The 25,363-nt window shown below is 72.0% G+C and carries 18 protein-coding genes; 2 read left to right on the top strand and 16 right to left on the bottom strand.

Going from position 1 to position 25,363, the window contains the following annotated elements; genetic code table 11:
• Nucleotides 1-59 precede the first annotated feature (59 nt).
• A complete protein-coding gene (locus tag AC0VY3_RS03165; RefSeq protein WP_475548861.1) occupies nt 60-3,110 on the bottom strand; it encodes a GNAT family N-acetyltransferase in 3,051 nt (1,016 codons plus the stop codon).
• Nucleotides 3,111-3,233: 123 nt separating this feature from the next.
• Between AC0VY3_RS03165 and AC0VY3_RS03160 the strand changes: the two genes are divergently transcribed.
• Nucleotides 3,234-3,962, top strand: a complete 729-nt coding sequence (locus AC0VY3_RS03160; RefSeq protein ID WP_475548860.1) for a siderophore-interacting protein — start codon at nt 3,234-3,236, stop codon at nt 3,960-3,962.
• 85 nt (nt 3,963-4,047) lie between these two features.
• On the opposite strand, the gene AC0VY3_RS03155 is transcribed toward AC0VY3_RS03160, so the two are convergent.
• The 6 genes from AC0VY3_RS03155 to AC0VY3_RS03130 all read right to left on the bottom strand — a co-directional run bounded on the left by AC0VY3_RS03155 (nt 4,048) and on the right by AC0VY3_RS03130 (nt 12,326).
• Entirely contained in the window at nt 4,048-5,628 is a 1,581-nt protein-coding gene (locus AC0VY3_RS03155) for an APC family permease (RefSeq protein ID WP_475548859.1), read from the bottom strand.
• Between the two features lie 238 nt (nt 5,629-5,866).
• Nucleotides 5,867-7,333, bottom strand: coding sequence for an aldehyde dehydrogenase family protein (locus tag AC0VY3_RS03150; protein ID WP_103513232.1), 1,467 nt, complete (start codon nt 7,331-7,333; stop codon nt 5,867-5,869).
• Nucleotides 7,330-9,069, bottom strand: a complete 1,740-nt coding sequence (locus AC0VY3_RS03145) for an N-acyl-D-amino-acid deacylase family protein (protein WP_103513231.1) — start codon at nt 9,067-9,069, stop codon at nt 7,330-7,332. The genes AC0VY3_RS03150 and AC0VY3_RS03145 overlap by 4 nt, the downstream gene beginning before the upstream one ends.
• Nucleotides 9,070-9,311: 242 nt before the next feature.
• Nucleotides 9,312-10,436, bottom strand: coding sequence for an LLM class flavin-dependent oxidoreductase (locus AC0VY3_RS03140; RefSeq protein WP_103513230.1), 1,125 nt, complete (start codon nt 10,434-10,436; stop codon nt 9,312-9,314).
• Between the two features lie 124 nt (nt 10,437-10,560).
• Nucleotides 10,561-11,370: an SDR family NAD(P)-dependent oxidoreductase gene (locus tag AC0VY3_RS03135; RefSeq protein WP_103513229.1), complete on the bottom strand. Its 810-nt coding sequence runs from the start codon at nt 11,368-11,370 to the stop codon at nt 10,561-10,563.
• An 11-nt stretch (nt 11,371-11,381) separates the two neighbouring features.
• A complete protein-coding gene (locus AC0VY3_RS03130) occupies nt 11,382-12,326 on the bottom strand; it encodes a TIGR03619 family F420-dependent LLM class oxidoreductase (protein ID WP_242742587.1) in 945 nt (314 codons plus the stop codon).
• A gap of 573 nt (nt 12,327-12,899) precedes the next feature.
• Here AC0VY3_RS03130 and AC0VY3_RS03125 point away from each other — a divergent pair.
• Entirely contained in the window at nt 12,900-14,468 is a 1,569-nt protein-coding gene (locus tag AC0VY3_RS03125; RefSeq protein WP_103513227.1) for a pectate lyase family protein, read from the top strand.
• 143 nt (nt 14,469-14,611) lie between these two features.
• On the opposite strand, the gene AC0VY3_RS03120 is transcribed toward AC0VY3_RS03125, so the two are convergent.
• The 9 genes from AC0VY3_RS03120 to AC0VY3_RS03080 form a co-directional block, all read right to left on the bottom strand.
• The gene (locus tag AC0VY3_RS03120; RefSeq protein ID WP_475548858.1) at nt 14,612-15,718 is read right to left on the bottom strand and encodes a pectinesterase family protein; all 1,107 of its coding nucleotides are present in this window, start codon (nt 15,716-15,718) and stop codon (nt 14,612-14,614) included.
• A gap of 187 nt (nt 15,719-15,905) precedes the next feature.
• Nucleotides 15,906-17,246 (bottom strand): pectate lyase family protein, encoded by a 1,341-nt coding sequence (locus AC0VY3_RS03115; RefSeq protein ID WP_475548857.1) that lies wholly within the window; start codon nt 17,244-17,246, stop codon nt 15,906-15,908.
• 121 nt (nt 17,247-17,367) lie between these two features.
• A complete protein-coding gene (locus AC0VY3_RS03110; protein ID WP_475548856.1) occupies nt 17,368-18,225 on the bottom strand; it encodes a rhamnogalacturonan acetylesterase in 858 nt (285 codons plus the stop codon).
• A 111-nt stretch (nt 18,226-18,336) separates the two neighbouring features.
• Entirely contained in the window at nt 18,337-19,671 is a 1,335-nt protein-coding gene (locus tag AC0VY3_RS03105; protein ID WP_103513223.1) for an ABC transporter substrate-binding protein, read from the bottom strand.
• A 136-nt stretch (nt 19,672-19,807) separates the two neighbouring features.
• Nucleotides 19,808-21,364 carry a glycoside hydrolase family 43 protein gene (locus tag AC0VY3_RS03100; protein WP_475548855.1) on the bottom strand — a complete coding sequence of 519 codons (1,557 nt, stop codon included), beginning with the start codon at nt 21,362-21,364 and terminating at the stop codon, nt 19,808-19,810.
• Complete coding sequence (locus AC0VY3_RS03095; protein WP_475548854.1) at nt 21,361-22,269, bottom strand: DUF6807 domain-containing protein; 909 nt, start codon at nt 22,267-22,269, stop codon at nt 21,361-21,363. The genes AC0VY3_RS03100 and AC0VY3_RS03095 overlap by 4 nt, the downstream gene beginning before the upstream one ends.
• Nucleotides 22,266-23,471, bottom strand: coding sequence for a Gfo/Idh/MocA family protein (locus AC0VY3_RS03090; protein ID WP_475548853.1), 1,206 nt, complete (start codon nt 23,469-23,471; stop codon nt 22,266-22,268). Before AC0VY3_RS03090 ends, AC0VY3_RS03095 begins: the two co-directional genes overlap by 4 nt.
• Nucleotides 23,468-24,379: a carbohydrate ABC transporter permease gene (locus tag AC0VY3_RS03085; RefSeq protein ID WP_475548852.1), complete on the bottom strand. Its 912-nt coding sequence runs from the start codon at nt 24,377-24,379 to the stop codon at nt 23,468-23,470. The genes AC0VY3_RS03090 and AC0VY3_RS03085 overlap by 4 nt, the downstream gene beginning before the upstream one ends.
• Nucleotides 24,376-25,308 carry a carbohydrate ABC transporter permease gene (locus AC0VY3_RS03080; RefSeq protein WP_475548851.1) on the bottom strand — a complete coding sequence of 311 codons (933 nt, stop codon included), beginning with the start codon at nt 25,306-25,308 and terminating at the stop codon, nt 24,376-24,378. Before AC0VY3_RS03080 ends, AC0VY3_RS03085 begins: the two co-directional genes overlap by 4 nt.
• Between the last annotated feature and the right edge of the window lie 55 nt (nt 25,309-25,363).

Raw genomic sequence — 25,363 nt, 5'->3', positions numbered from 1 at the left:
CCGTGGGGACGCCGTGGGGTCACGGTCGGGCCCGCCCCGCCTGTGCGTGCGCTGCTCCGCTACGCCAGTCCCAGCGCCGCCCTCGTCAGGAACGCGAGCCGGGCCGTCTTCTCCGGCTTCACGATCTCCGGACCCAGCTCGAAGCCGATCCGGACCATCCGGGCGAGGGCCTTATCGTTGCGGGCGTCGGGCTCGACGACGACCCGCAGATGGGCCGGTTCGCTGAAGACGAAGCCGATGAACGCGGTGAGGAGCGCGTCCGTGTACCCCTTCACCGCGCCCTCGCCCTCGGCGGGCGCGATCAGCAGGTGGATGCCGACGTCGCCGGGCTGTACGTCGTAGCACTCGCCGACCGGGTCGGCGCCCGGCTCGTACGTCTGGAAGAGCGCGGCCGGAACACCGTCGCGCAGGGCGAGGTAGGCGTGGTGGGTGGGGAGCGAGTCGACGAACTCGTAGATCTCCCGCACCTGTTCGCGGGTGTGCTCGCTCATGCCCCAGAAGCGGGCCCGCTCCTCGGTGACCCAGCCGTGCAGCAGACCGGCATCGGCCGCCGGGGCGACCGGGACCAGCCGGACCGTTCCGAAGCCCTCGACCTTCTGTTCGTGAACGGCGGCGCGGAGGGCGGGGGCGACGGGTTCGTCAGTGGTCACGGCGGGGTTCTCCTCGGGATGGCGCGACGTGCGGTGCAGCAGGTTCCAGTCGGTGACCACCGGGGCGAACGCGCCCCGGGCCCACAGGGGCGTCTGGTCGCGGTGGTGGGCGGATCCGGGGACTCCGGACGCGCCGAACGGGACCACCCAGCGGCTGTTCTCGCGGCGGGCCAGGTCCCAGACGTAACGGGCGGCCGGGCCCCGGGCGAACAGGTCGGTGACGCCCGGGACGCTGGAGGTGGACAGCACACAGTCGTGGTCGCCCGCGAGCCCCGGCCGGATCCCGTCCGCGCCGGAGCCGCCGGGTCCGTCGGGCGTGCGGTCTGCCAGCGCCTGCCAGGGCGACAGCCGGTGCAGCTCGCCCCACGGGCCCGGCGGGGCCTCCTCGGCCGCCGCCGCGACCGCCTCGGCCGAGGCCGCGACCACCGCCAACCGGTCCTCGTACGGCAGGAGTCCGGCCGAGAGCAGGCTCTCCAGGGCATAGCCGATCCGAGGCACGGCGGCGAGCCAGGGGCGGAAGAGCGCCGGGTACGCGGTCGAACGCCAGGGGTCGTCCGCGCCCGTGACGCCCTTCAGGGCCGGGTGGCCGGCCAGCCGGTGGACGACGTCGGTGCGCAGGCGGGCGTAGAGGGCCGCGTCGGTGCTGTCGGCGTCCATGTGGCGGTCCCAGCGCAGCAGCCGGTCCCGGAGGCGGTCGGCGGCGGGCCCGAGGCCGGGGGCCCAGGCCAGCAGGGAGAGCAGCGGGCGGGAGGAGGCGAGGCGGGTGTCGGTGTGGACGACGGCCTGGGCGTCCGGGGTCCAGTCGGTGTCCGCGCCGAGCAACTCCCTTATCCGGCGGGCCCGGTGCCGGGGCGCGAACTCGACGCCGAGCGGGGCGGCGAGGCCGCGCTCGTTGGCCATGACGGCGATCCCGTCGCCGTCCACGTCGGTACGGGGCAGGGGGACGGTCTCGCCCTCGCGCCAGGCGTACGCGGGGTCCTCGGCCGGGACGACCCGCAGCCGGTTGACGTACGGGCGCACCGGGACGTGTCCGGCGACCCGGTGCAGGGTGCCCCCGGCGGTGTCGGCGGCCAGGACCACGTTGACGGGCTCGGCCCAGCGGTCGAGGGCGGCGTCGAGGTCGGCGACCGTACGGGCCCGGAGCAGAGCGGGCAGCACGTCGAAGCCGAGCTCGCCGGTGACGCGGGGCGGGTGGCGGAGGCTGATGAAAGTGTCACCGCCGGGCTCACCGGGCTCGGGGCGGGTACCGTCGGCAGGCTCACCGGGCTCGGGGCGGGTACCTTCGGCAGGCTCACCGGGCTCGGGGCGGGTACCTTCGGCAGGCTCACCGGGCTCGGGGCGGGTACCTTCGGCAGGCTCACCGGGCTCGGGGCGGGTACCGTCGGCAGGCTCACCGGGCTCGGGGCGGGTACCGTCGGCAGGCTCACCGGGCTCGGGGCGGGTGCCTTCGGCAGGCGGCCCGGCCCCGGGGTCGCTTCCGATGATCACCGGCCCCCGTTCCGTCTCGATCACCTCGACCGGCTCCGGGTCCGCGCCCGCCACCTCGATCGTCTCGGTGTGGGCGTGGGCGCGGTACCAGCCGTCCGGGCCGAGCGCCTCGACCCCGCCGTCCGGGGTGCGGCGCAGCTGCTCCCGGTAGAGGTCCTGGTAGTCGGCCATGGCGTTGGTGATCGCCCAGGCGACGTGGCCGGTGTGCCCGAAGTGGGCGATGCCGGGGATGCCCGGGACCGCGAGGCCGACGACGTCGAACTCGGGGCAGGCGAGGCGGATCTGCTGGTAGACGCCGGGGTCCTCGATGAAGCGGTGCGGGTCGCCCGCGACGATCGGGGCTCCGGTGGCGGTGCGGGCGCCGGTGAGCAGCCAGCCGTTGCTGCCGGCGGTGCCGGGGCCGTCGGTGGCGAAGAGGTTCGTGCGGTCCTCGCCGAGCCGGCGGGCGACCTCCTCGCGCCAGAGTTTGGTCGGGAACCCCGCGAACAGGATGTGCGTGGAGAGCCAGACGCCGAGCGGGGTCCAGGGCTCCCAGCGGCCGGGGGCCAGGCCCACCGCGGCGAACTCGGGTGCGTGGGCGGCCCCTTCGGAGAGGCCTTCGTTGACGCCGTCGACGTACGCCCGGACCCAGGCGGCGGTCTCCGGCGCGAGACGGTCGTAACAGCGGCGGGCGGTGTCGGCGATCCGGGCCCGCCGGACGAACCGGTCCCAGTCGACGGCTTCGGCGCCGAGGTGGGACGCGGAGGTGCCGAGGACCCGGTGCCGCTCGGTCTCCAGTTGCCAGGCCCGGTCGAGGGCGGTGACATGCCCCTGGGCGCGGGCCAGCGCGAGGGCGTCGGCGGCCCGCAGATGCGGGATCCCCCAGTCGTCGCGGAACACCTCGAAGGCGTCGCCCGCCCCCCGGCCAGGCCTCTCACCGGGTCTCCCGCCGGCTCTCTCGACCGCTCTCCCGCTGTCGACGTCGGAGGTCATCGCCTGCCCATCCCCACTTCCGGTGCTTTTCAGCCACTCCCCAGCCCTTGAAATTTAGGTTAGCCTAACCAAAGTGACCCTTTGGGCAGTGGGCCGGGGCACGGGGGCGAGGCAGGAGACACCGTGGGGCATGGCTGGGAAGGCGTCGTTCTCAAACTGTTCCGGGGGCGCGATTTCACGTTCACGGTGACCGGCGCGGAGCAGGTGACGGACCGCTTCCGCCGGGTGCACGTGACCGACGGCGGGCTGCTCGCCGCGACCGGCGGGGCCCATCCGACGATGTGGGTGCGGCTGTGGTTCGAGAAGGACGGCAAACCGCATCAGCGCGCCTACACCCTGGTCAACCCGGACCCGGAGGCCGGCACCTTCAGCCTGGAGTTCGCCCTGCACGAAGGGGCCGCGTGCACCTGGGCGCGGGAGGCGAAGGCCGGCGACACGATCGACGCGACGCTCCAGGGCACCGGCTTCACGCTGCCCGACCCGGCGCCCTCGCGGCTCTTCGTGATCGGTGACGCGGCGGCGCTGCCCGCGATCAACTCCCTGCTGGACGCGATTCCGTCGACCCCGGCGACGATCTGGTTCGAGACGGCGCACGAGGAGGACCGGAAACTGCCGTTCCGCCTCGACGAGGCCCACCACACCCTGCACCACGTGGAGCGCCGCGAGGCGGGCGGGCAGCTCGTCACCGAGGTGAAGGCGGCCCTGCCGGCACTGCTGGGCGACGACCACTCCGACGCGTACGTCTGGGTCGCCTGCGACACCTCGACCACCCGGACCCTGTCGGCGTACCTCCGCAAGGAGCTGGGCCTGCCCAAGGACCGCGTGAACGCCCTGGGCTACTGGCGGCCGTAGCACCTGACGGCACCACCCACGTAAGGGCCCCGGCAGCCGGGGCCCTTACGCGTTACGCGTTCCCGGACCGCGACGACCTGCGGCCTCAGTCCTCGACGACCAGCGCCGGGGTCTCCTTCGTCAGGACCTCGCCCCGGAAGAACGCCGGGCTGCGGCGCTCCATCGCGATCATCAGGACCAGGCCGAGGAGCAGCAGCCCCACCCCGATGACGAACACCGAGCCGACGCCGAACACCGAGGATCCGGAGCCGTACGCCGGGTCCCACATGTCGTAGAGGGTCTTGGCGAAGACGGCGGCGAGCAGGATGCCGCCGACGACCGGGAAGAGGCCCTTGAAGACCAGATCGCGGGCGGAGCGGGTCAGTTCGGCGCGGAAGTACCAGGCGCAGGCGAAGGCGGTCAGCGCGTAGTAGAAGCAGATCATGAGGCCGAGCGCGTAGATGGTGTCGACCAGGACGTGCTCGCTGACCAGGGTCATCACGGTGTAGAAGACGCCGGTGCCGATGCCGGCCGTGATCGTGGCCCGGCCGGGCGTCCTGAAGCGGGGGTGGACCTTGGCGTACGAGGCCGGCATCGCCTCGTACGCGGACATCGCGAGCACCGTGCGGGCGACCGGGATGAACGTGGTCTGGAGGCTGGCGGCGGCCGAGGCGAGGACCGCGAGGAAGAGCAGGACGCCGAGGCCGGGGCCCATCACCGGTCCGGCGAGGGCGGCGAAGACGTTGTCGGAGGTGTCCGGGTTGGCGAGGCCGAGCCCGGAGCTGCCGGAGCCGACGGCCATCTGGGCGGCGATGCCGGTGGCGAGGTAGGAGCCGACCAGGACGACCATCGCGATGAGGGCCGCGCGGCCGGGGGTCTTCTCGCTGCCGGTGGTCTCCTCGTTGGCGGTCAGACAGGCGTCCCAGCCCCAGAACATGAAGATGGAGAGGGAGAGTCCGGCGGTGAAGGCGGCGAAGGACTGGACGGCGAAGGGGTTCAGCCAGGACCAGGAGAAGTCGAGCGAGGACGCGAAGTCCGGTCCGCCGCTGCCCGCCTTGCCCAGGGCCATCGTCACGAACAGCGCGAGCACGACCAGTTGCAGCCCGACCAGGGCGTACTGGATGCCCTTGGTGGCGGTCATGCCCCGGTAGCTGATCGCGGTGGCGACGGCGATGAGGGCGAGGCAGGTGATGATGTGGACGGGCTTGCTGTCGTCCAGGGCGGCGACCGAAGCGCTGCCGGTGATCTCGCCCGCCAGCAGCCAGAAGTACGAGGTGGCGACGCCCGCCAGGTTGGACAGCACGATGATCGTCGCGATGACGAGGCCCCAGCCGCACATCCAGCCGACGCGCGGGCCGAAGGCCTTCACCGTCCAGGTGAAGGAGGTGCCGCAGTCCGGCATCGCCTTGTTCAGCTCGCGGTAGGCGAAGGCCACGAGCAGCATCGGCAGGAACCCGGCCAGGAAGACGGCGGGCATCTGTACGCCGACCTCGCCCGCGGTGGAGCCCAGGGTGGAGGTCAGGCAGTAGACGGGGGCGACGGTGGAGACGCCGATGACGGCACTGCCCATGAGGCCGACGGAGTTCCCGCCGAGCCCCTTGCTCCGTACACCGCCGTCACCGCCGTCGGCCGGGGCGCTTCCCCGTACCGTGTCTCCGGCCCGTGGCCGCGCGTCCAGCTGAGTCATGAGAAGGACGCTATGCGCTGCGATATCCACATCCGGAGGATGAGACTCCCGCGTCTCACCCTTGGATATGCCAGCCGTTCCTCCATGAACACTTCATCAATTCAAGGTCACGCTCGCATGAAACCTTGCAATGCATGCCACTCCGTCGAGCGCGACGACGTACGGTAATCGCAGCACTGTCCGTTTTGCGTAGGTTCAAAATTTTCCCGCGGTGCTCGGACCAGAACCCCGCAGTGTCTCAGCCGGGCCAGACGATCGCCTGCGTCTCGCTGTAGGCGTGCAGCGCGTACGAGCCCACGTCCCGCCCCACCCCGCTCTTCCTGAACCCGCCGAACGGGGCCTCCATGTTCCGCCCGACCGTGTTGACGCCGACCCCGCCCGCCCGCAGCCGGCGGGCGATCCGGAAGGCGCGGGCCACATCGCCGGACCACACGTAGTCGATGAGGCCGTAGTCGCTGTCGTCGGCCAGCGCGACGGCCTCCTCCTCGTCGTCGAACGGGACGACCACGACGACCGGGCCGAAGATCTCCTCGCGCACGACCCGCATGTCGTGCGTGCAGTCGGCCAGGAGGGTCGGGGCCACATAGAAGCCCCGGTCGGGATGGGCGGGGCGGACGCCGCCGGTGACGACCCGTGCGCCCTCCTTCCGGCCCAGCTCCACATACGCCTCGACGCGGTCGCGGTGGGCGGCGGAGATGACCGGGCCGACCACGGTGGCCCGGTCGGCCGGGTCGCCGACGGTGAGGCGGCTCGCGTACGCGGCGAGCGCGGCGATCAGCTCGTCCTGGCGGGACCGATGGACCAGGACGCGGGTCGGAGCCGTACAGATCTGCCCACTGTAGAAGGAGAAGGTCGTGCCGATGCCCGCGACCGCGGAGTCCAGGTCCGCGTCTTCGAGGACGATCGCCGCCCCCTTGCCGCCCAGCTCCATCAGCTGCCGCTTCATGCCGCGCCCGCACACCTCCGCGATGCGCTGCCCGACCGCGGTGGAGCCGGTGAAGCTGACCATGTCGACGTCCGGCGAGTCGACGGCGGCCTCACCGGACGGTGCGCCCGACCCGGTGACCACGTTCACCACGCCCGGCGGTACGCCCGCCTCCGCGAGGGCGGCGGCCATCCGGTAGACGGAGAGCGGGTCCTGCGGGGCGGGCTTCACCACGACCGTGTTGCCCATCGCCAGCGCGGGCGCGACCTTGCCCGCCGGATTGGCCCAGGGGTTGTTGTACGAGGTGATGCAGGTGACCACGCCGACCGGCCGGCGGACGGCCAGCGCCCCGAAGACCCCGGCCCGCCCCATCGGCCCGGCCTCGTTGATCTGCGGCGCGATGGCGTCCTCGACGGGCTCCAGGGCGCCCTTCGCGTACCGCCGGAAGCGGGCGATGCCGACTCCGACCTGCAGGGACCGGGCGGTGGAGGCGGTGGCTCCGCTCTCCCGCCGGGCGATCTCCGCGTGGGCGGGGAGGTCGCGCCGGATGATGTCCGCCGTACGGTCCAGCATCGCGGCCCGCTCCTCGGGCTGGGTCCGCGACCAGGCCGGGAAGGCCGCTTTCGCCGCCGCCGCGGCCTCGTACACCTGGGCCCGGCTCGCCTCGGGGGCGAGGCCGACGACCTCCTCGGTGGCGGGGTCGATGACCTCGTAGTGCCCGTCGGCGGGTTCGGTCCACTCGCCGCCGATGAACAGCTTCGCGGGTCGGTCGGGGCTCACGCCGTACTCACCGTCCGGGTGTCACGGCCCGAGCGCAGCACCGTCCCCGGCACCGCCCCCGTCACCTTGTCGTCGCGCAGGGTCTCGACGCCGTTGACGCGTACGGAGACGATCCCGATGGCCTTGGAGTCCAGGCGCGGGCTGTCCCCGGGCAGGTCGTGGACGAGCGTGGCGGGTCCGGCGTCGATCCGCTCGGGGTCGAAGAGGACGAGGTCGGCGTGGAAGCCCTCCTCGACCCGGCCTCGGTCGCGCAGACCGAAGAGCCGGGCGGGGTCGTCGGTGAGCATCTTGACGGCGGCGGTGAGCGGGACGAGTTTCCGCCCGCGCAGACAGTCGCCGAGGAAGCGGGTGGTGTACGGGGCCCCGCACATCCGGTCCAGGTGCGCGCCCGCGTCGGAGCCGCCGAGCATGACGTCCTCGTGCTCCCAGGTCCGCCGCCGCAGCGCCCAGGAGTCCGGGTCGTTGTCGGTGGGCATCGGCCACAGGACCGTCCGCAGATCGTCGGCGGCGCAGATCTCGACCAGGCAGTGGAAGGCGTCCTGGCCGCGCTCGGCCGCGATGTCGTCGACGACCCGCCCGCCGAGTCCTTCGTTGGCGGCGCTGTAGGTGTCCCCGATGACGTACCGGCCGAAGTTCGCGAGCCGCCGGAAGACCCCGGCCTCCTTGCTGTCGGCGCGGCGCAGCATCTCGGCGCGGGTGGCGGGGTCCCGGAGCCGTTCGATCCGCTCGGGGACGGGCAGGGCCAGGATCTCGCCCCAGCCGGGGATGAGGTTGAGGGCGCAGAAGGTGCCGAGCGACATGTTCATGGGGGTGAGGATCGGCATCGTGAGGGCCACGATCCGGCCTCCGGCCGCGCGGGCACGTTCGCTCGGTATCAGCTGGCGCGGTACGCGTTCGGGGACGGCGGCGTCGATGGTGAGGACGTTCCAGTTGAGCGGGCGTCCGGCGGCGGCCGTCATGTCGACGAAGAGGTCGATCTCCTCGTCGGAGAACTGGTCCAGGCACCCGGCGACGATCGCCTCCAGCTGTGTCCCCTCGTGCTCGCCGACCGCCCGGGAGAGGGCGAGCAGCTCCTCCGGGAGGGCGTGCCGGGAGGCGACGGGTTCGCCGTCGCCGTCGGAGTGCGTGGAGGACTGGGTGGTGGAGAGCCCCCAGGCGCCCGCGTCCATGGCGTCGTGGAAGAGGGCGAGCATGGCGTCCATCTGCGCGGGGGTCGGCTGCCCCCCGACCGCGTCCGCGCCCATCACGTGCCGGCGCAGGGCGCAGTGCCCGACCATGAACCCGGCGTTGACGGCGATGCGCCCTTCGAGGGCGTCGAGATACTCGCGGAAGGTGGACCAGGTCCAGTCGACGCCCTCCTCCAGGGCTTTGAGGGCCATGCCCTCCACCCGCGACATCATCCGCCGGGTGTAGTCGGCGTCCTCGGGCCGGTCGGGGTGGAGCGGGGCGAGGGTGAACCCGCAGTTGCCGCCCGCGACGGTGGTGACGCCGTGATTCATGGAGGGGGTGGCGTAGGGGTCCCAGAACAGCTGGGCGTCGTAGTGGGTGTGCGGGTCGACGAACCCGGGGGCGAGGACGAGCCCGTCGGCGTCCTCGCGGGTGACGGCCTCTTCGGTGGTCGTCCCCGGCTCGGCGATGACGGCGATGCGGCCGTCGCGGATGCCGACGTCGGCGATGTACGCGGGTCCGCCGGTGCCGTCCACGACGGTCGCGCGGCGGATGAGGTGGTCGAGCATGACGGTTCCCTTCTGGGGTTCCTTGCTTCGGCCCGGCTGGGACAGCCGGGGTACGCACGCTCGGGCCGCGGTACGTACCCCGGCTCACAGGGCGACGGTCCGGGAAGACGCCGCCCGGCTCACCGGCGGGGGCTCCGCCCCCACACGCCCGCTCCTCCATCGCCGGAGGGGCTTGAACACCCGGCCTCGCCGGCGTTTGAGGCGCGGGGTTCGGGGCGGAGCCCCGACGTGAGCCCGAGGGTTCAGTTCGCGGCGGCCCGGAACCGCGAGGTCCGGTGCACGGGATCCGTATCGATCTGCGGAATCACGTGCTCCCCGATCAACCGGATCGTGTTCATCGTGTCCTCAGGACTGATCCCGATCGGCAGCCCGAAGCTCAACTGATCCGCCCCCGCCCGATCCCACCGCCGGCACTGCTTCAGCACCTCGTCCGGGTCTCCGCAGATCATCAGCTCCTCGGCGATGAGCAGTTCGACGATCTCCTCGGTGTACTCCGGCAGCAGCTGCGGCCACTCCGGAATCCCCTCCGGCCGCGGAAACGTGTCGTGGTAGCGGAACAGCAGCGACTGCAGGTAGTTCAGCCCGCCGCCCACCGCGATCTCCACCGCCTTGGCATGCGTCTCGGCGCAGATCGCCGTGGACGTCACCATCACGTTGTCGTTGACGAACGCCCCCACCGGCTCCGCGTCCTTGACCGCGTTCTTGTAGGACTCGACGACCCACTCCATGTCGGAGACCTTCTGCACGCTGAAGCCCAGCACGCCGAGCCCCTTCTTGCCCGCCATGGCGTACGAGGACGGCGACCCGGCCGCGTACCACATGGCCGGGTGCGCACCCCCGTACGGCTTCGGCAGGATCTTTCGCGGCGGGAGCGACCAGTGCTTGCCCTGGAAGCCCACGTACTCGTCCTGGAGCCACATCTTGGGGAACTCGGCGATCGTCTCCTCCCACAGCTCCTTCGTGTGGTTCATGTCGGTGATGCCCGGCATGAACCCGAGGATCTCGTGGCTGCCCGCCCCGCGCCCGGTGCCGAACTCGAAGCGCCCTTCGGAGAGATGGTCGAGCATCGCGACCTTCTCGGCGACCTTCACCGGGTGGTTGACCGGCGCGAGCGGGTTGAAGATGCCGGAGCCGAGGTGGATGCGCTCGGTGGCGTGCGCGAGGTAGCCGAGGTAGACGTCGTTGGCGGAGAGGTGCGAGTACTCCTCCAGGAAGTGGTGCTCGGAGGCCCAGGCGTACTTGAAGCCGGACTTGTCCGCCTGGATGACGTACTCGGTCTCCTCGATCAGCGCCTTGTGCTCTGCCTCGGGGTCCACCTTGGCACGCGCGGCGGGCACGTACCCCTGAACAAAGAGCCCGAATTCCACGGAGGTTCACCGTCCTCAAGTTTTCCCGACGACGTATCTGACGATCCGTCAGATAGCGATGCGACCGACTGTTCCACCACGGCCGGACCCCGTCAATACCTGACGCCCAGTCAGGCAGGCTGCTTCAGAAGGGGCTGACCCCCGCCAGCCACCCCCCGTCCACGACGAACGGCTGGCCGGTGATGTACGAGGAGTCCTGCGAGGTCAGGAACAGCACCAGCGCGGCGACCTCCTCGGGCCGGCCGATCCGCCCCATCGGCACGAGCTTGCGGTAGTACGCGTCCAGCGCGGCGCTCGACGTCGTCAGGTCGGCGTCCGGGTCCAGCAGGGCCGGGTTGCTCATCGCGGTGTCGACGGCCCCCGGACAGACGGCGTTGACCCGGATCCCCTTCGCCGCCAGCTCCATGGCGGCGACCTTGGTGAGCCCCAGCACCGCGTGTTTGGTCGCGGCGTACGCGCCGACCAGCGGCATGCCGGTCAGTCCGGTGTACGAGGACGTGTTGACGATCGTCCCGCCGCCCGCGGCCTCGATCTCCGGCGCGACGGCCCTGATCCCGAGGAACGCGCCCGTCATATTGACCCGCACCACCTGCTCGAACTCCGCCGGCGGGGTGTTGACCAGCTCGTTGAAGCGCAGGATGCCCGCGTTGTTGACCAGTCCGTCGATCTTCCCGAAGGCGTCCTTGGCCACGGCGACGGCGGCGTCCCAGTCCTCCTCGCTCCCGACGTCCAGCCGCACGAACCGGGCGACGTCCTCTCCGGACCCCGCACCGAACTCCTCCCCCAAATCCTCGGCCAGCGCCTCGCCTTGCTCGACCAGCACATCCGCGACGACGACCCGCGCACCCTCGGCCGCGAAGAGCCGCGCCTCCTGCTCGCCCTGCCCGCGCGCCGCCCCGGTGACGAGGACGACCCGTCCGTCCAGCTTGCCCATGAGGCTCTCCCCTACCTGTCGAGATGAGGGGCCACGTCCGCACCGAACGCCGCCATCTGATCGGTCAGTTCGTCCACGCTCCGGCTCCGGAAGCGGACCTGGATCTGGTGCACGCCGATCGCCGCGTACTCCCGCAACGACTCGGCCAGCTCCTCCGGCTTCCCGGCGAGCGTCCGCCGCCCCACGGACCACGCCGGCGCACCCACGTACAGCGGCTCGGTGATCGCACCGATGACGATCGGCGCACCGACCCCCGCCTCCTCCCGCAGGGCGTGCACCCGGGCGATCTGCGCGGGCAGCCGGTCCCGGGGATCGCCCTGCGGCAGCCACCCGTCGCCGCGTACGGCCGCCCGGCGCACGGCGGCGGGCGAGGAGCCGCCCACCCAGACCGGCACCCGTTCCTGGGCGGGCCGGGGCAGCTGCCCGAGCCCGCTGAACGAGAACCGCTCCCCCGCGAACTCCGGGTACTCCTCGGGCCCGAGCGCGGCCCGCAGCGCGTCGATGCTCTCGTCGAGGACACCCCCGCGCCCGTCGAAGTCCGCCCCGACCGCCTCGAACTCCTCCCGGACGTGCCCGGCCCCGACCCCGAGGATCAGCCGGCCGCCGCTGAGGTGGTCGAGAGTGGCGTACTGCTTGGCGGTGACGAGCGGATGGCGCAGCCCGACCACGGCGACATGGCTCATCAGCAGCACGCGCTCGGTGACCCCGGCGAGGAAGGAGAGCGTGGCGACGGGGTCGTACCAGACGGTGCTCATGCCCTCCGCCAGCCGTCGCGGGATGGCGACATGGTCGCAGCCGGCGACGTAGGCGAAGCCGCCCCGATCGGCGGCGCGGGCTATGCGGACGAGATCGGCGGGGGTCGCCGCCGCCTCCCAGGGTTCCGCGTAGATGACGCTCTGCGACTGGACCGGCAGCTGCATCCCGTACGACAGCGGCCCGTTGGGCAGTACCGGCACGGCGGCCTCCTTCCCCTCCGGCCCGGAACGGTCCCGCCCCGGGCGACGGCCGCCATCGTCGTACCTGACGGGCCATCAGACAAGAGCACGGACGCGTCCGCGAACCCGCCGGGCCGCCATCGCCGCACCAGCGCCGCGCGGGCGGGCGAGCGGCGGACCGGGCACTTCCGCCGGCGATCGGGAGGAGAAAATGGGAGCGCTTCCATACGGGCGCTTCGACCGGCACTCCCCGAAAGCACGCGCACCCCCGGCGGCGCACGGCGCACCCGGCGCACCGCACGCCCCGACCGGCCTCCACTCCAGCGAACGATCGCACCAGCATGCCGTCTGACCAGCTGTTTCAGCGATCGCCAATGCGCCGCGCGGCGCGAGAATCCGACTGCCGCACGCACCTTGCCAGAGCCGTGGACCCCCTCTATGTTCACTGGACAGGAACAGGGAAAGCGCTTTCTAGCAGCAGCGGAAAACCCCCTGAACGATGGACCGCGAGGACATGCGCGGAAGCGCTCCCGACATGTCATGCACCTGACATTCAGGCAGCATCCCACCACCCGAAGACACAGGGAGACGAACATGAGGCAACCCGTCACACGACGGCTGCAGGCGGCACTGGCCACCCTGGCCCTCGCGGCCGCGGCCGGCGGCATCGTCCTGACGGCGCCCGAGGCGTCGGCCGCGGCCGGCAGCGCCACGGGCTACGCCACCCAGAACGGCGGAACCACCGGCGGTACCGGCGGACAGACGGTGCGGGCCACCACCGGCACCGCGATCCACGCGGCCCTGTGCGGCCGCGCCGCCGCCGGCACGCCGATCGTCATCGAGGTCGAAGGCACCATCAACCACGGCAACACCAGCAAGGTGTCCGGCAGCAGCTGCAACACGGCCGACGGCGTGATCGAGCTGAAGCAGATCAGCAACGTCACGATCGTGGGCGTCGGCGGCGGCGCCGTCTTCGACCAGATCGGCATCCACATACGCGAGTCCAGCAACATCATCATCCAGAACGTGACCGTCAAGAACGTCAAGAAGTCGGGGTCCCCCACCTCCAACGGCGGTGACGCCATCGGCATGGAGTCCGGCGTCCGCAACGTCTGGGTCGATCACACGACCCTGGAGGCGTCGGGCGGCGAGTCCGAGGGATACGACGGCCTCTTCGACATGAAGGCCGACACCCGGTACGTGACCCTCTCCTACAGCATCCTGCGCAACTCGGGCCGCGGCGGTCTGGTGGGCTCCAGCGAGAGCGACGTCTCCAACGGGTTCGTCACGTACCACCACAACCTGTACGAGAACATCGACTCCCGCGCCCCCCTGCTGCGGGGCGGCGTCGGCCACATGTTCAACAACCACTACGTGCGGCTCAACTCGTCCGGCATCAACTCCCGGGCCGGCGCCCGCGCCAAGGTGGAGAACAACTACTTCGAGGACTCCAAGGACGTCCTGGGCACCTTCTACACCGACGCCGCCGGCTACTGGCAGGCCGACGGCAACACGCTGGACAACGTGACCTGGTCGAGCCCCGGCGAGGACAACAACCCGGCCGGGCCCGACATGAAGTCCACCACCACCGTCAGCATCCCCTACGCCTACTCCCCCGACGCGGCCGGCTGTGTGCCGGACGTCGTGAGCCGTACGGCGGGCGCCGGCAAGGGCCTGAAGGTCTCGGACGGCAACTGCACGGTCCAGCCGCCGACCGAGCCCACGCCCGGCCCCACCGACCCGACCCCCGACCCCACCGACCCGACCCCGGGGCCCACCGACCCCACGCCGCCCGGCGGGACCAACCTCAGCATCGGCGCCGGATCCGACGGATCGAGCAAGGCCTCCGGGACCAGCTTCGGCCATCTGCGGGACGGTGACCTCACCACCTACTGGTCGCCCGCCGGTTCGACCGGCCACGCCTCGATCAAGTGGGACTCCGCCACCGCCGTGTCCTCCGTCGTCATCCGGGAGGCGACGGGATCCGCGGGCTCCATCGGGGCCTGGCGGCTCCTCGACGCCGACGCCGGAACCGTCCTGGCCTCCGGCGACGGAGCGGGGACCATCTCCTTCCCGCGCACCACCCTGCGCAAGATCACCTTCGAGATCGTCAGCTCGACCGGCTCCCCGAGGATCGCCGAGTACGAGACCTACGCCGGCTGACGGGTGCCGCCGCCCGGCGACCGGCCGTGCGACGCCCCACTCCGGCACCCCGTACCCCACGCACCGGCAAAGGCCCGCGCCCCCCGCTCGGCGGGGGGTGCGGGCCCTGCTCGGTGCCGGGCGCACGGCGGCGGCGCGCCGGATCATCCGAGCGGCCGCCAGTCGCCCAGCCAGCGGGCCGGTGTGTGGGCACGGGCCTCGGACGCGCTGAGCTGGGGCCGGTTCGCCGGGACGGTGACCCGGGCGCCGGGACCGGTGTTGCGGTGTTCGGCGAAGCGTTGTTCCTGCCACGGATGGCCGGCGGACATGGTGGCGTACGGCGCGGACGCGTCGATGCCCGCGCCGAGACGGCTCTCGCGGACGGTGAGCATCGGGCGTGCGGTGGGGTCGGAGGACGGCACCCAGGGACGCGCCAGCTTGTAGTACCCGTCGGGGGCCGTGCTGCTCACGCGGGAGCGCAGGACCAGAAAGCCGTGCCGGCCGGCCCCGGCGGTGCTGGGCGCGAAGACGAAGCCGTGGGGCGCGGCTGCCAGGCCGGGGCGGACGAGGCCGCGGAAGTGGCAGCGCTCGTAGACGGCGGAGGCCCGGCCGAAGACGAAGTCCACGTCGCCCTCCACGTAGCAGTCGCGGTAGTACTGCCGGGCGAACACGGCGAGGGAGGGCGAGTCGGCGTACAGCGTGTCCTGGTGGCCCAGGAACCGGCAGCCGTAGAACGCCGACCGGTCGCCCTGGACCTTGACCGCCACCGCCTGGGTGCCGGTGTACTCGGGGTTGTCGGAGCGCAGCCAGTCGTTGGCGAAGGTCAGATCGCGGGCGGTGAAGCCCTCCGCCCCGATCGTGACGGAGGCCGATCCGCTGGTGCCCAGCGTGCCGGTGCCGTCCGGCCGGGGCGTGCCCGCCGCGTTGCCGTACACCAGGACCGTGTCGCGGGCGTCGGAGCTCGCGCCGATCAGCGTGAGGTCGCGGTGGGCGGCGCCGACGACGACCGTGGCCCGGTGGACGCCGGCGGCGATCACGATGGTGCGGCCGGTTCCTGTGGCCGCGTCCACGGCGGACTGGACATCGGTGTGGTCGCCCCGGCCGTGTGCGTCGACGTACAGCGTGCGCGGGTCGTGGCGGCGGGCCGGTGAGCCGTAGCGGCCGAAGGGGCGAGGGTCGGCGGCGGACCGGGCGAGGGCGGCCGGTGCGCCGAGGGCGAGCGTGGCGCCCGTGCCGGCGATCAGGGACAGGGCGGTGCGTCGAGTGGGCATGGCGGTACTCCTCCGGACGAACGGTGAACGGGCGAACGACATCAGGCGGCAGGCGAAAGGCCGCGGGTGAACGGCGAAGGGCCGCAGCCGAGAAGGGCCGGAGCGGCGAAGGGCCGGAGCGGCGCTCTCCGGGGTGATGGAAAGCATGCGGTGCCGCTCCGGCCGGTTCATCGGGGGTACGCGCCGGTCATCGGAGGCCGGACACCCTGCCCGCCCCGGCCTTGAGGCCGACCAGCACGGGTACGGCCCAGGGGTGGTGGACCGTCGTGCGCAGTCCGGGGGTCCAGCCCGCACCCTCGGTGAGCTGCTCGCCGGGAACTCCGGCGTTGTGCACGGCGATCAGATCGGTCCTGCGTCCGTTGACGTAGTTGTTCTCCGCCGTGAGCGGGGCCTCCGACCACTTCTTCAGGACGGTGGCCCGGTCCACGTCTCCGGCGAGGGTGAACGCGTTGTGCTCGGCGACCAGGCGGGACTCGGCGCCGATGCCGTAGGAGTAGCCGTAAAAACTTCCGCGCGTGGCGACGAAGTGGTTGTTGTACGAGTCGACCTGGCCGAAGCGGACGCGCGGAGCACGTTCCTTGACGTCCTTGAACAGGTTGTGGTGGAGCGTCACGCGGAGCTTGCCGCGGTCGGTCGCGCCGGCGCCGTCGCTGTTGCCGATGAGCATCGTCTTGTCGTGGTCCTTGAGGACGTTCCACGACACGGTGACCAGGTCGGCACCGCGCACGATGTCGAAGAGGCCGTCGTGCTGCTGGTACAACTGGCCGTAATAGCGCGGCTGTTCGGCGTCGGGCCGGTCGCCGTCGCTGAAGGTGTTGTGGTCGACCCAGACGTTCCGGGAGCCGTAGACGACGAGGTTGTCGTACTCCGAGTTCCAGGCGCCCTCACTGCCGTCCGTGGGGTCCCACTGGGGGAAGCAGTCGTAGGTGTCCTCGAACGAGATGTTGCGGACGATGACGTTGGAGACGTCCCGGACCTGGAGACTGGCGCCGATGATCTCGGGGTTCGCACCGACCCCGATCAGGGTGGTGTTGGACGGGACCCGGACGTTCACGGCGGCCTGCTGGAGCTTCGCCGAGGCCACGCGGGCGTCCTCCAGCGGGCCCTCGGGAACGCGGTCGCCGCCCCACACCTCCGGGTCGTAGGCGGCGAGGTACTTCTCCAGGGTGTAGCCGTCGGTCTCGTACTGCTCGCAGCCGATCGGGGTGCCGTCGGCGTCGGAGTTGCCGTGGACGGTGCCGGCGACTCTGACGATCTTGGGCGCGTCGCCCGCCTCCTCGAAGGCGGCGACGAGCTCGGCCCGGTCGGTCACCGTGTAGACGTGCTCGGGTGCGGCGTCCGAGCCCCCCGTGGTGGAGCCTTCCGCGGCGGCCCAGCCGTCCCCGGCGGGCAGTACGGCGCGCTCGATCCCCGTGCCGTGCGGGCCCGGCCGGGGGGCGGCCTGGGCGGGGACGCTCAGCGCGAGGGCCAGCGAGGCGCAGCCCAGGGTGACGGCGACGGCCCGGGTGTGACGCGTGCGTGCGGGCATGGCGAAACCTTCTCTGTAGTCGGAGGAAGCGGAGAAAAGGGGCGAGAGGAGAGGGGGAAGAAGAGAGGGGAGGAGAGAGGGGAGGGGGAAGGAGAGGAAGCGCGGTGCGGTGGGGCGCCGGTCAGGCGGGACCGGCAGGCCAGACAGGCCGGACAGGTCCGTCCCAGGTGATCCACTCGTCCGGGACACGGTCGCCGAGGCGGCGGAGGTCGCGGGCCGCGAGTACGCCTTCGTCCAGCAGGGCGCGTGCCGTCATCCGGGCCGCTTCGATCGCGCCCGGCGGCCTGAAGTGCGTGTTGTCCTGCGCGCCGTCCGGGTGGCCCGGCGACTCGCCCGGCTTCAGCCACAGGAAGAGCGGCAGGGTGCCGTCCGGCCCCAGCTGCTGCCAGCGGGCGAGGGACAGCGCCTGGATGTCGAGCAGCGGGACGCCCTCCTCGGCCGCCAGGGCGCGCATCGCGGCGGGGTACTCGCCGTGGGTGGGCCGCGCGGCGCCGTCGGGGCCGAACCGGCGCCGCTCGACGGAGGTGAGGAGCACGGGCCGGGCCCGTCGTGCGCGGGCTCCCCTGACGTACTGGCGCAGGTACTCCGGGTAGGTGGTGGAGGGGTCGGTGCCGCGGGACGGGTCGTCGGTCTTCTCGTCGTTGTGCCCGAACTGGACGAGGAGCAGATCGCCGGGGCGGACGCCGCCCAGCAGTGCGGCGAGGCGGCCCTCGTCGACGAAGCTCTTGGAACTGCGTCCGTTCACCGCGTGGTTGGCGACCCGGAGGTGGTGGGCGAGGAAGAAGGGGAGGGCCATGCCCCAGCCCGTCTCGGGCGCGGCGTCGGCGGATTTCGTGGCGGCCGTGGAGTCCCCGGCGATGTGGAGCGTACGGGGGCGGGGGCCGCCGGCTCCGCCGCCGTGGGCGAAGGCCGGCGTGGCGGTGAGGGCGAGGGGAAGGGTGAGCAGGGCGGTGGCCGTCTGTCTGCGGGTGAGTGACACGAGGTGCTGCCTCTCTCGAAGGGCGTGCTCGCGTACCGGGGGGAGAGAGCGGCGGTCGGGCGGCGGCCGGGCCGCCGCCGGTCCGTCATCGGGGCCGGAGAGGGCGGGGCCTCAGCCGTTGCCCAGTTCCTTCCACTCCTTGTTGGCGGCGTTCAGCTCCTCGGCCATCTTGTCCAGGAACTGCTTCGCCGTGGTCTTGCCGAGGAGCACCTTCTGGAACTCCGGCTCGTTGTCCGCCTTGCTGATGTTGTTCCAGTCGGGCAGGTAGTACGGCAGGTCGACGACCTTGGTGGAGCCGTCGGTCAGCGCCTTCGCGGCCAGCGCGGTCGACTCGGTCTTGTTGATCCAGGGGTCCTTCGCCGCTTCGGCGTTGGCCGGGATGGCGCCCGCCGACTCGTTCCACTTGCTGTTGGACGCGTGGGAGGCGGCGAACTCGATGAACTTCCATGCCGCGGTCTTGTTGTCGCTCGACCGGAAGAGGCCGAGTCCGTCGACGGGGTTGGAGACCTGCACGCGGGTGCCGCTGTCCCCGATGGGAGCCGGGATGCCGGCGAACTTGCCGTCGCCCAGGGCCTTCGCGTGGTCCTGGTAGGAGCCGAGGTTGTGGCTCAGCATGCCGATGGTGCCGGTGTCCCACTGGGCGACCATCTTGGTGAAGTCGTTGTTGACGTCGGCGGCGGGCGTGGTCCGCTTGAAGAGGCCCGCGTACTTCTCCAGCGCGGCGACGTTCCTGGGGTCGTTGAGCGTCGTCCTGTCGCCGTCCCAGAACTCCGTGATGCCGGACTGGCCGTAGACGGCGTCCAGCGCCTGGGCGATGGAACCGGCGCCGCCGCGGATGGTGTAGCCGAACTTGTTGTTCCCGGCGTCGGTGAGCTTCTCGGCCGCGGTGTAGAAGTTGGCCCAGGTGTCGGGGGCCTTCAGCCCGGCCTGCTCGAACAGGTCGGTGCGGTACCAGAGCACGCCGTTGTTGGCGGAGGTCGGGACCGAGTAGATGTCGTCGCCCCGGCCGGCGGCCGCTCTGACGCTCTCGACCATGGAGTCGACGAGCTTGCCCTCCAGGGCGGATCCCTTCAGCCGCTTGTTGACCGGCTCCAGGGCTTCCTGCGAGACCATGTTGGCGAGGTAGGCGGTGCCGACCCCGCCCACGTCGGGCAGTCCGCCGCCGGCGATCGCGGTGTCGTACTTGGACTGGACGTCGGCGATGGGGATCGGGACGTACTTCACCTTGATGTCCGGGTGCTGCTTCTCGAAGTCCTTGATGATCTCGGTCCAGATGGCGGTGCGCGGACCGCCGTTGTTGTCCCAGAAGGTGATCTCGCCCTTGCCGCTCCCCTCCGTGCCGGCTCCGCTGCCGTCGTCACCGCACGCGGCGGCCGTCAGCGCGAGCGCTGCTACGAGGGAGACGGCGGACGCGGTACGCCCCCGCCGGGTCTTCGAGATGGTCATGGTCGGCTCTTCCCTGTCGGATGTGTCGGGGTGGTTCTGCACGTCTGCACGTCTGCGCTTCCGTACGTCTGCGCTTCCGTACGACTGCGCTTCCGTACGACTGCGCTTCCCTGCGTCTGCGCTTCTGCGGGGGGGGTCAGTGGGTGGCGCGGAAGGTGGTGAACAGCGCCGTGCCGGCGGGGCCCGTCCCGGCCGGCGCGGTGGCGAAGAGGCCGAGGAGAGCGGCGACCCAGCGCCACGGGGTGGCAGCGAAGACCTGCCCCGAGGGCCGGAAGCCGTCTCCCGTGTCGGCGGAGAAACGGCAGCGGGCCCCGGCCGTGACCTCGATACGCAACCGGGCCCGCCCGCCGGGCGAGGCGCGGGCCCCGGCCGCGTCGCGTTCGCTCTCCGCGGCGCCCTCGGCGTACCGGTGCACGAGCCGGGGCGTCCCGTCCGCCCCGGCCTCCAGACCGATCCAGCAGAAGGCGTCCCCGAGCACGGCCAGGCCCGCCTTGGCGCCCGGCTCGTCGCTGTGCAGTTCGAGGTCCACCTCGACGGTGAACTCTTCTGCGGGCATGCGCTGGACCAGGACGTTGGGCAGCAGCCGCAGGTCGTGCGCGTCCGGTGTGCGGAGGCAGGCGAGCCGCAGCCCGTCGGCAGGGCGCCCTGAGTGCCCGGAGTGCTGAGGCTCCTCGGTCCGGGCGTCGGGGCAGGGGTTGGCCGTCCACTGCCACTGCGTGCCGTGGGCGCCGCCGGGGAAGTCGTCGTCCACGGCGGGCGCTGCCACGGGCTGTTCGGGGGCGGCCGGTTTACGGTGCGTGGAGACGGGTTCGCCCGCGTCGCCGATGACGGGCCAGCCCTCCGCGTCCCAGCGCATGGGCTGGAGGTGGACGACCCGCCCGTACGCGCCGCGCGCCTGGAAGTGCAGGAACCAGTCCTCGCCTGCGGCGGTCCGCACCCAGCCGCCCTGGTGCGGGCCGTTGACGTCGGTGCGCCCCTGGGACAGCACGACGCGTTCCTCGTACGGGCCGAAGAAGTCCCGCGACCGGAACGCGCCCTGCCAGCCGGTCTCCACCCCGCCCGCCGGGGCGAGGATCCAGAAGTACCCGTCGTGGCGGTGGAGTTTGGGGCCTTCCAGGGTGAACCAGCCGGGTATCCGGTCGGCGTCGATCAGGGTCCGGCCCTCGTCGAGGAGTGCGCGTCCGTCGGCGCTCATGCGGTGCCCGGTGAGCCGGTTCTTGATCCCGGAGCGGGACTTGGCCCAGGCGTGGACGAGGTAGGCCTCGCCGGTCTCCTCGTCCCACAGGGGGCAGGCGTCGATGTACCCGCGGCCGGGCTTGAGCAGGTGCGGGGCGCTCCAGGGTCCTTCGATGTGCTCGGCGTTGATCTGCTGGACACCGTGGTCGGGGTCGCCCCAGAAGATCCAGAAGCGGCCGGCGTGGTGGCGCAGGGAGGGCGCCCACACCCCGGCGTCGTGGCGCGGCCGGGCGAAGTCGGCGGCGGGCTCGACACGGTCCAGGGCGTGCCCGACGAGCGTCCAGTTGACCAGGTCGCGGGAGTGCAGGAGCGGCAGCCCCGGGGCCCGGCCGAAGCTGGACGCGGTGAGGTAGTGGTCCGCGCCCACGCGGACGACGTCCGGGTCGGACCAGTCGGCGTTCAGCACGGGGTTGCGGTACGTGCCGTTCCCGAGATCCGCGGTCCAGGGCCGGTTCACGAGGTCACCGCCCGTCGGACGTACCCGGCGGCGGCCCCGGGGTCCAGCCGGCCGTCCGCGACGACGGTGACGATCCGGCGTACGACGGTGGCCCCGGCGGGCACGGGCAGCCGTTCGTCCGCCGCGAGGGAGGAGCCGACGCCCGGGTACTCCGTCGTCCGCACGAACCACGGATCGCGCCGGGTCTCCTCGCTCGCCCCGGCGAAGACGAGGGTCCAGCCGTCCCCGGCGAGGGCGAGCCAGTCGGCGGCCCGGCCGTGCACCGCCTCCTCGCCCTCCCGGCCGGCGGTGAACACGGCCGGCGGCGCGGCCTCCTTGGGGGCGCGCCAGAAGAAGCCGCCGTAACCGGCTCCGGGGCGGCCGTTGGTCGCGGGGCTGCCGAGGGAGAGGTCGTCGGCCGAGTGGTTGGTGAGCGCGAAGGAGAGGTCCAACGCCCAAGCGGTGGAGGAGATTTCGACCGCTTCCACCGTGCGGCGCTCCCGCAGCAGCTCGACGCCGTCCGCCTCCCAGGCGAGCGACTGCGTGAACCCGCCGGGTCCGTGCCGCTCCAGGCCGAGGCAGCGCTGGACGCCGTGGTTGTCGAGCTCGGTGGGCCCCTGCCCCCGGACGTAGGTGCGCCCGCCCCAGAAGTTGCGGCCGGACACGTCGGGCACGGCGATGGAGACGCCCAGGTGGTGCCGGTGGTCGGCGGGGCGCTCCTGGGTGACGGTGCGGCCGGCGAGCGTGCTGACGGGGTGCAGGCGGGGGCGGCCGTCCGTCCCGGCCCCGTAGCCGTGGTGGGCGACCGTGCGTCCGGCGCAGTCGAGGAGTACGGGCTGTGCGCGCTCTGCGGGCGGGACGGGCTGTACGGAGAGTTCGGGCTGTGCGGGCGGGGTCGCGGACGAGGCCGTGGCGGGTCGGTTCATGAGGCCGCTACCTCGCTGCTGCGGGCCCAGGCGGCGCCCAGTTCCGAGAAGAGGGCGAGGGATTCGGCCCCGGCGGCGACCAGGCCGTCGATGCCGTGGACCGTACGCCGTGTCCCTCCGCCGGGGGCGTCGTACCGGGTCTCCCAGGCGTCGGCGGGCAGGGCGACGGGCTCGGGGGCCGTGCGTACGGCCTCGACGACCCGCATGAACGCTCCCGTGCGCTCCGGTGGCACCAGGAGCGGTGTGCCCTGCTCCAGATGGTCGACCAGGTTCTCCAGGAGGTCGGTCCGGCCGTGGACGCTCTCCTCGGGGCCGTGGCCGGCGCGTTGGACCAGGACGCGGTCCTGCTTGTACCAGAAGGTGATCCGGCCCCGGTCGCCGTGGACGATCACATAGGGCTCCCCCGCCCGTTCCGCGCAGAGGGTGGCGGCGACGGTGACGGGCAGGCCGCCGGTGGTGGTGATCCGGACGCAGCTGGTGTCGTCCGCCTCGATGTCATGGGCCCGGAACAGCTCGGTCTCGACGGACAGGACGTCCTCGGCCGTGCCCCGGTCCGCGAGTTCGAGCGCGGTGGCCACGGCGTGCGCCAGCGGATTGGTGAGCACGCCGTCGACCACGTCGGTGGAGCCGATCCTGCGCCGCCCGGACCAGGGCGCCCGGCGGAAGTAGGCGTCGTCGCGTACCCAGGCCCCGGCGGCGCCGATCCCCGAGAGCGTCCCGATCGCCCCGGTGCGGACCAGGTCCTGGATCGCGGGCACGGCGTGCGAACCGAACGACTGGAAGCCCACCTGACAGGCGGTGCCCGCCCGCCGTACACCGTCGGCCATCCGGGCGTACGCGGCCCAGCTCGCGGCGGGCGGCTTCTCCAGCAGGAGGTGGACGCCCCGGGACGCGGCGGTCAGCGCCAGGTCGGTGTGGGTCGGGATGGGCGTGCAGACGACGGCGGCACGGGCTCCGGTGGAGTCGAGGAGCGCCCCGAAGTCGGCGGACTGCTCGGGCCTGTCGCCGCCCCGGAGGCCGAAGGCCGCCAGTTCGTCGGTGGTCAGCGGCTCCAGCTCGCAGATCCCTGCCAGCCGTACCCGGCCCTGGTGCTGGAGCCGGCGCAGGTTGGCCAGATGCCAGCGGCCGTGGCCCCGGGCGCCGGCCAGCACGACGGGGAGCGGCGCGGCGGCGGGGGCGGTGAGGCGGGTGAGGTCGGTCATCCCTTCACCGCGCCCGCGCTGAAGCCCGTGACGAGCCACTTCTGGATGAACGCGAAGACGATCACGACGGGTACGGCGGCGATGACCCCGCCCGCCGCGAGTGCGCCGAGGTCGACGCTGTCCGCCCCGATCAGGGTGTTGAGGCCGACCGGGATCGTCTGCTTGTCCTGTTCGCTGAGGAACATCAGCGCGAACAGGAAGTGGTTCCAGCTGTGGACGAAGGCGAAGGAGCCGACGGCGATCAGTCCGGGGCGCAGCAGCGGCAGGACGACCGCGCGGAAGGCGGTGAAGCGCGAACACCCGTCGACCCAGGCGGCCTCCTCCAGGGAGACGGGGACGTTCTTGATGAACCCGCTGATCAGGATGATCGACAGCGGGAGCTGGAAGACGGTCTCCGCGATGACGACGCTCCACAGGGAGTTGATCATCTGGAGGTTCCGGAAGATCTCGAAGAGCGGTACGAGCATCAGGGCGCCGGGGATGAACTGCGAGCAGAGCAGCGCCAGCATGAACGCGCCCTTGATCCTGAAGTCGAACCGGGCCAGGGCGTACCCGCCGGCCAGGGCGACCAGGGTGGTGGCGATCAGGGTGGCGACGCCGACGATCATGCTGTTCTGGAAGAAGACGGCGAAGCTGCGCTCGTTCCAGACCTTGGAGAAGTGCTCCCCGGTCATCGGCCAGGGCACCAGCGCGGTGGAGCCGGCGGGCCGCAGGGCGAACAGCAGCATCCAGTAGAACGGGATGAGCGTGAACAGCAGGTAGAGGCCGAGCGGCAGGTAGATCTGCCAGCGCGGTACGTCGTCGAAGGCGCGCTCGCGTCCGCTGCGGCGGCGCGCGGGGGGCGGCGGGCCGCCGGGGTGGACGGGCGGCCGGGCGGCGCCGTTCTTCTCGGTGAGTACGGCGGTCACTTGTTGTCGCCTCCGAACTTGCTCAGGCGCAGATAGACGATCGAGCAGAAGAGGAGGATCACGAAGGCGACGGTGGTGAGCGCGGAGGCGTAGCCGAAGTCGTGGCCCTCGATGCCGGTGTTGGCGACGTAGAGCGGCAGCGTGGTGGTCTCGCCGGCCGGTCCGCCACCGGTGAGGGTGTAGAGGAGGTCGACGTTGTTGAACTCCCAGACCCCGCGCAGCAGGGTGGCGAGGATGATGGCGTCGCGCAGGTGCGGCAGGGTGATGTGGAAGAACTGCCGGAGCCTGCCCGCGCCGTCGACCGACGCCGCCTCGTACAGCTCCTTGGAGACGGACTGGAGGTCGGCGAGGATGAGGATGGCGAAGAAGGGCACGCCGCGCCAGAGTTCGGTGACCGTGGCCGCCCAGAAGACGGTTCCGGTGTCCGAGAGCACCGAGGTGCCGTACTCCCCGATCCCGGCGTCCGCGAGGTAACGGCTGAAGCCCGTCGAGGAGTTGTAGAGCAGGATCCAGATGGTGCTGGTCAGCACGCCGGAGACGGCCCAGGGCGAGAAGACCATGGCCCGGGAGATGCCCCGGCCGATGAAAGTCTGGTTGACGATCAGGGCCAGCGCGAGGCCGAGCACGAGCTGCAGGGAGACCTGGGTGAAGACCCACTGGGCGCTGAAGCCGAGCGTCGACCAGAACTGGTCGTCCTCGGTGAAGATCCGCCGGAAGTTGTCGAGTCCGGCGAAGCCGTTCCGCCACGGCTTGGTGACGTTGTAGTCCTGCAGGCTGTAGTAGAAGACGCTGATCACCGGGTAGGCGATGAAGCCCAGCATCAGCAGGCCCGCGGGCGCGATCAGCAGATACGGCAGGCGGCGGGGTGTCGCCGTGCGGCGCCGCGGCGCCTTCGGCGGCGGGGTGGCCACGGCGGCGGGTTGGGCCATGACACGTCTCCGATCTCTGGTACGCGCTCGATGCGCTGGATGTGCGGACCTGCTG

This window comes from Streptomyces sp. iso_384 (assembly GCF_056172905.1).
The sequence above is the reverse complement of the archived record's forward strand: the minus strand, read 5'-3'. Positions and strand labels throughout refer to the sequence as shown.

Coding starts and splice junctions, on each gene's coding strand:
- AC0VY3_RS03090 (WP_475548853.1), bottom strand. CDS start 23,471: ATGACCGACCTCACCCGCCTCACCGCCCCCGCCGCCGCGCCGCTCCCC.
- AC0VY3_RS03155 (WP_475548859.1), bottom strand. CDS start 5,628: ATGACTCAGCTGGACGCGCGGCCACGGGCCGGAGACACGGTACGGGGA.
- AC0VY3_RS03125 (WP_103513227.1), top strand. CDS start 12,900: ATGAGGCAACCCGTCACACGACGGCTGCAGGCGGCACTGGCCACCCTG.
- AC0VY3_RS03120 (WP_475548858.1), bottom strand. CDS start 15,718: ATGCCCACTCGACGCACCGCCCTGTCCCTGATCGCCGGCACGGGCGCC.
- AC0VY3_RS03105 (WP_103513223.1), bottom strand. CDS start 19,671: ATGACCATCTCGAAGACCCGGCGGGGGCGTACCGCGTCCGCCGTCTCC.
- AC0VY3_RS03165 (WP_475548861.1), bottom strand. CDS start 3,110: ATGACCTCCGACGTCGACAGCGGGAGAGCGGTCGAGAGAGCCGGCGGG.
- AC0VY3_RS03115 (WP_475548857.1), bottom strand. CDS start 17,246: ATGCCCGCACGCACGCGTCACACCCGGGCCGTCGCCGTCACCCTGGGC.
- AC0VY3_RS03135 (WP_103513229.1), bottom strand. CDS start 11,370: ATGGGCAAGCTGGACGGACGGGTCGTCCTCGTCACCGGGGCGGCGCGC.
- AC0VY3_RS03145 (WP_103513231.1), bottom strand. CDS start 9,069: ATGCTCGACCACCTCATCCGCCGCGCGACCGTCGTGGACGGCACCGGC.
- AC0VY3_RS03095 (WP_475548854.1), bottom strand. CDS start 22,269: ATGAACCGACCCGCCACGGCCTCGTCCGCGACCCCGCCCGCACAGCCC.
- AC0VY3_RS03080 (WP_475548851.1), bottom strand. CDS start 25,308: ATGGCCCAACCCGCCGCCGTGGCCACCCCGCCGCCGAAGGCGCCGCGG.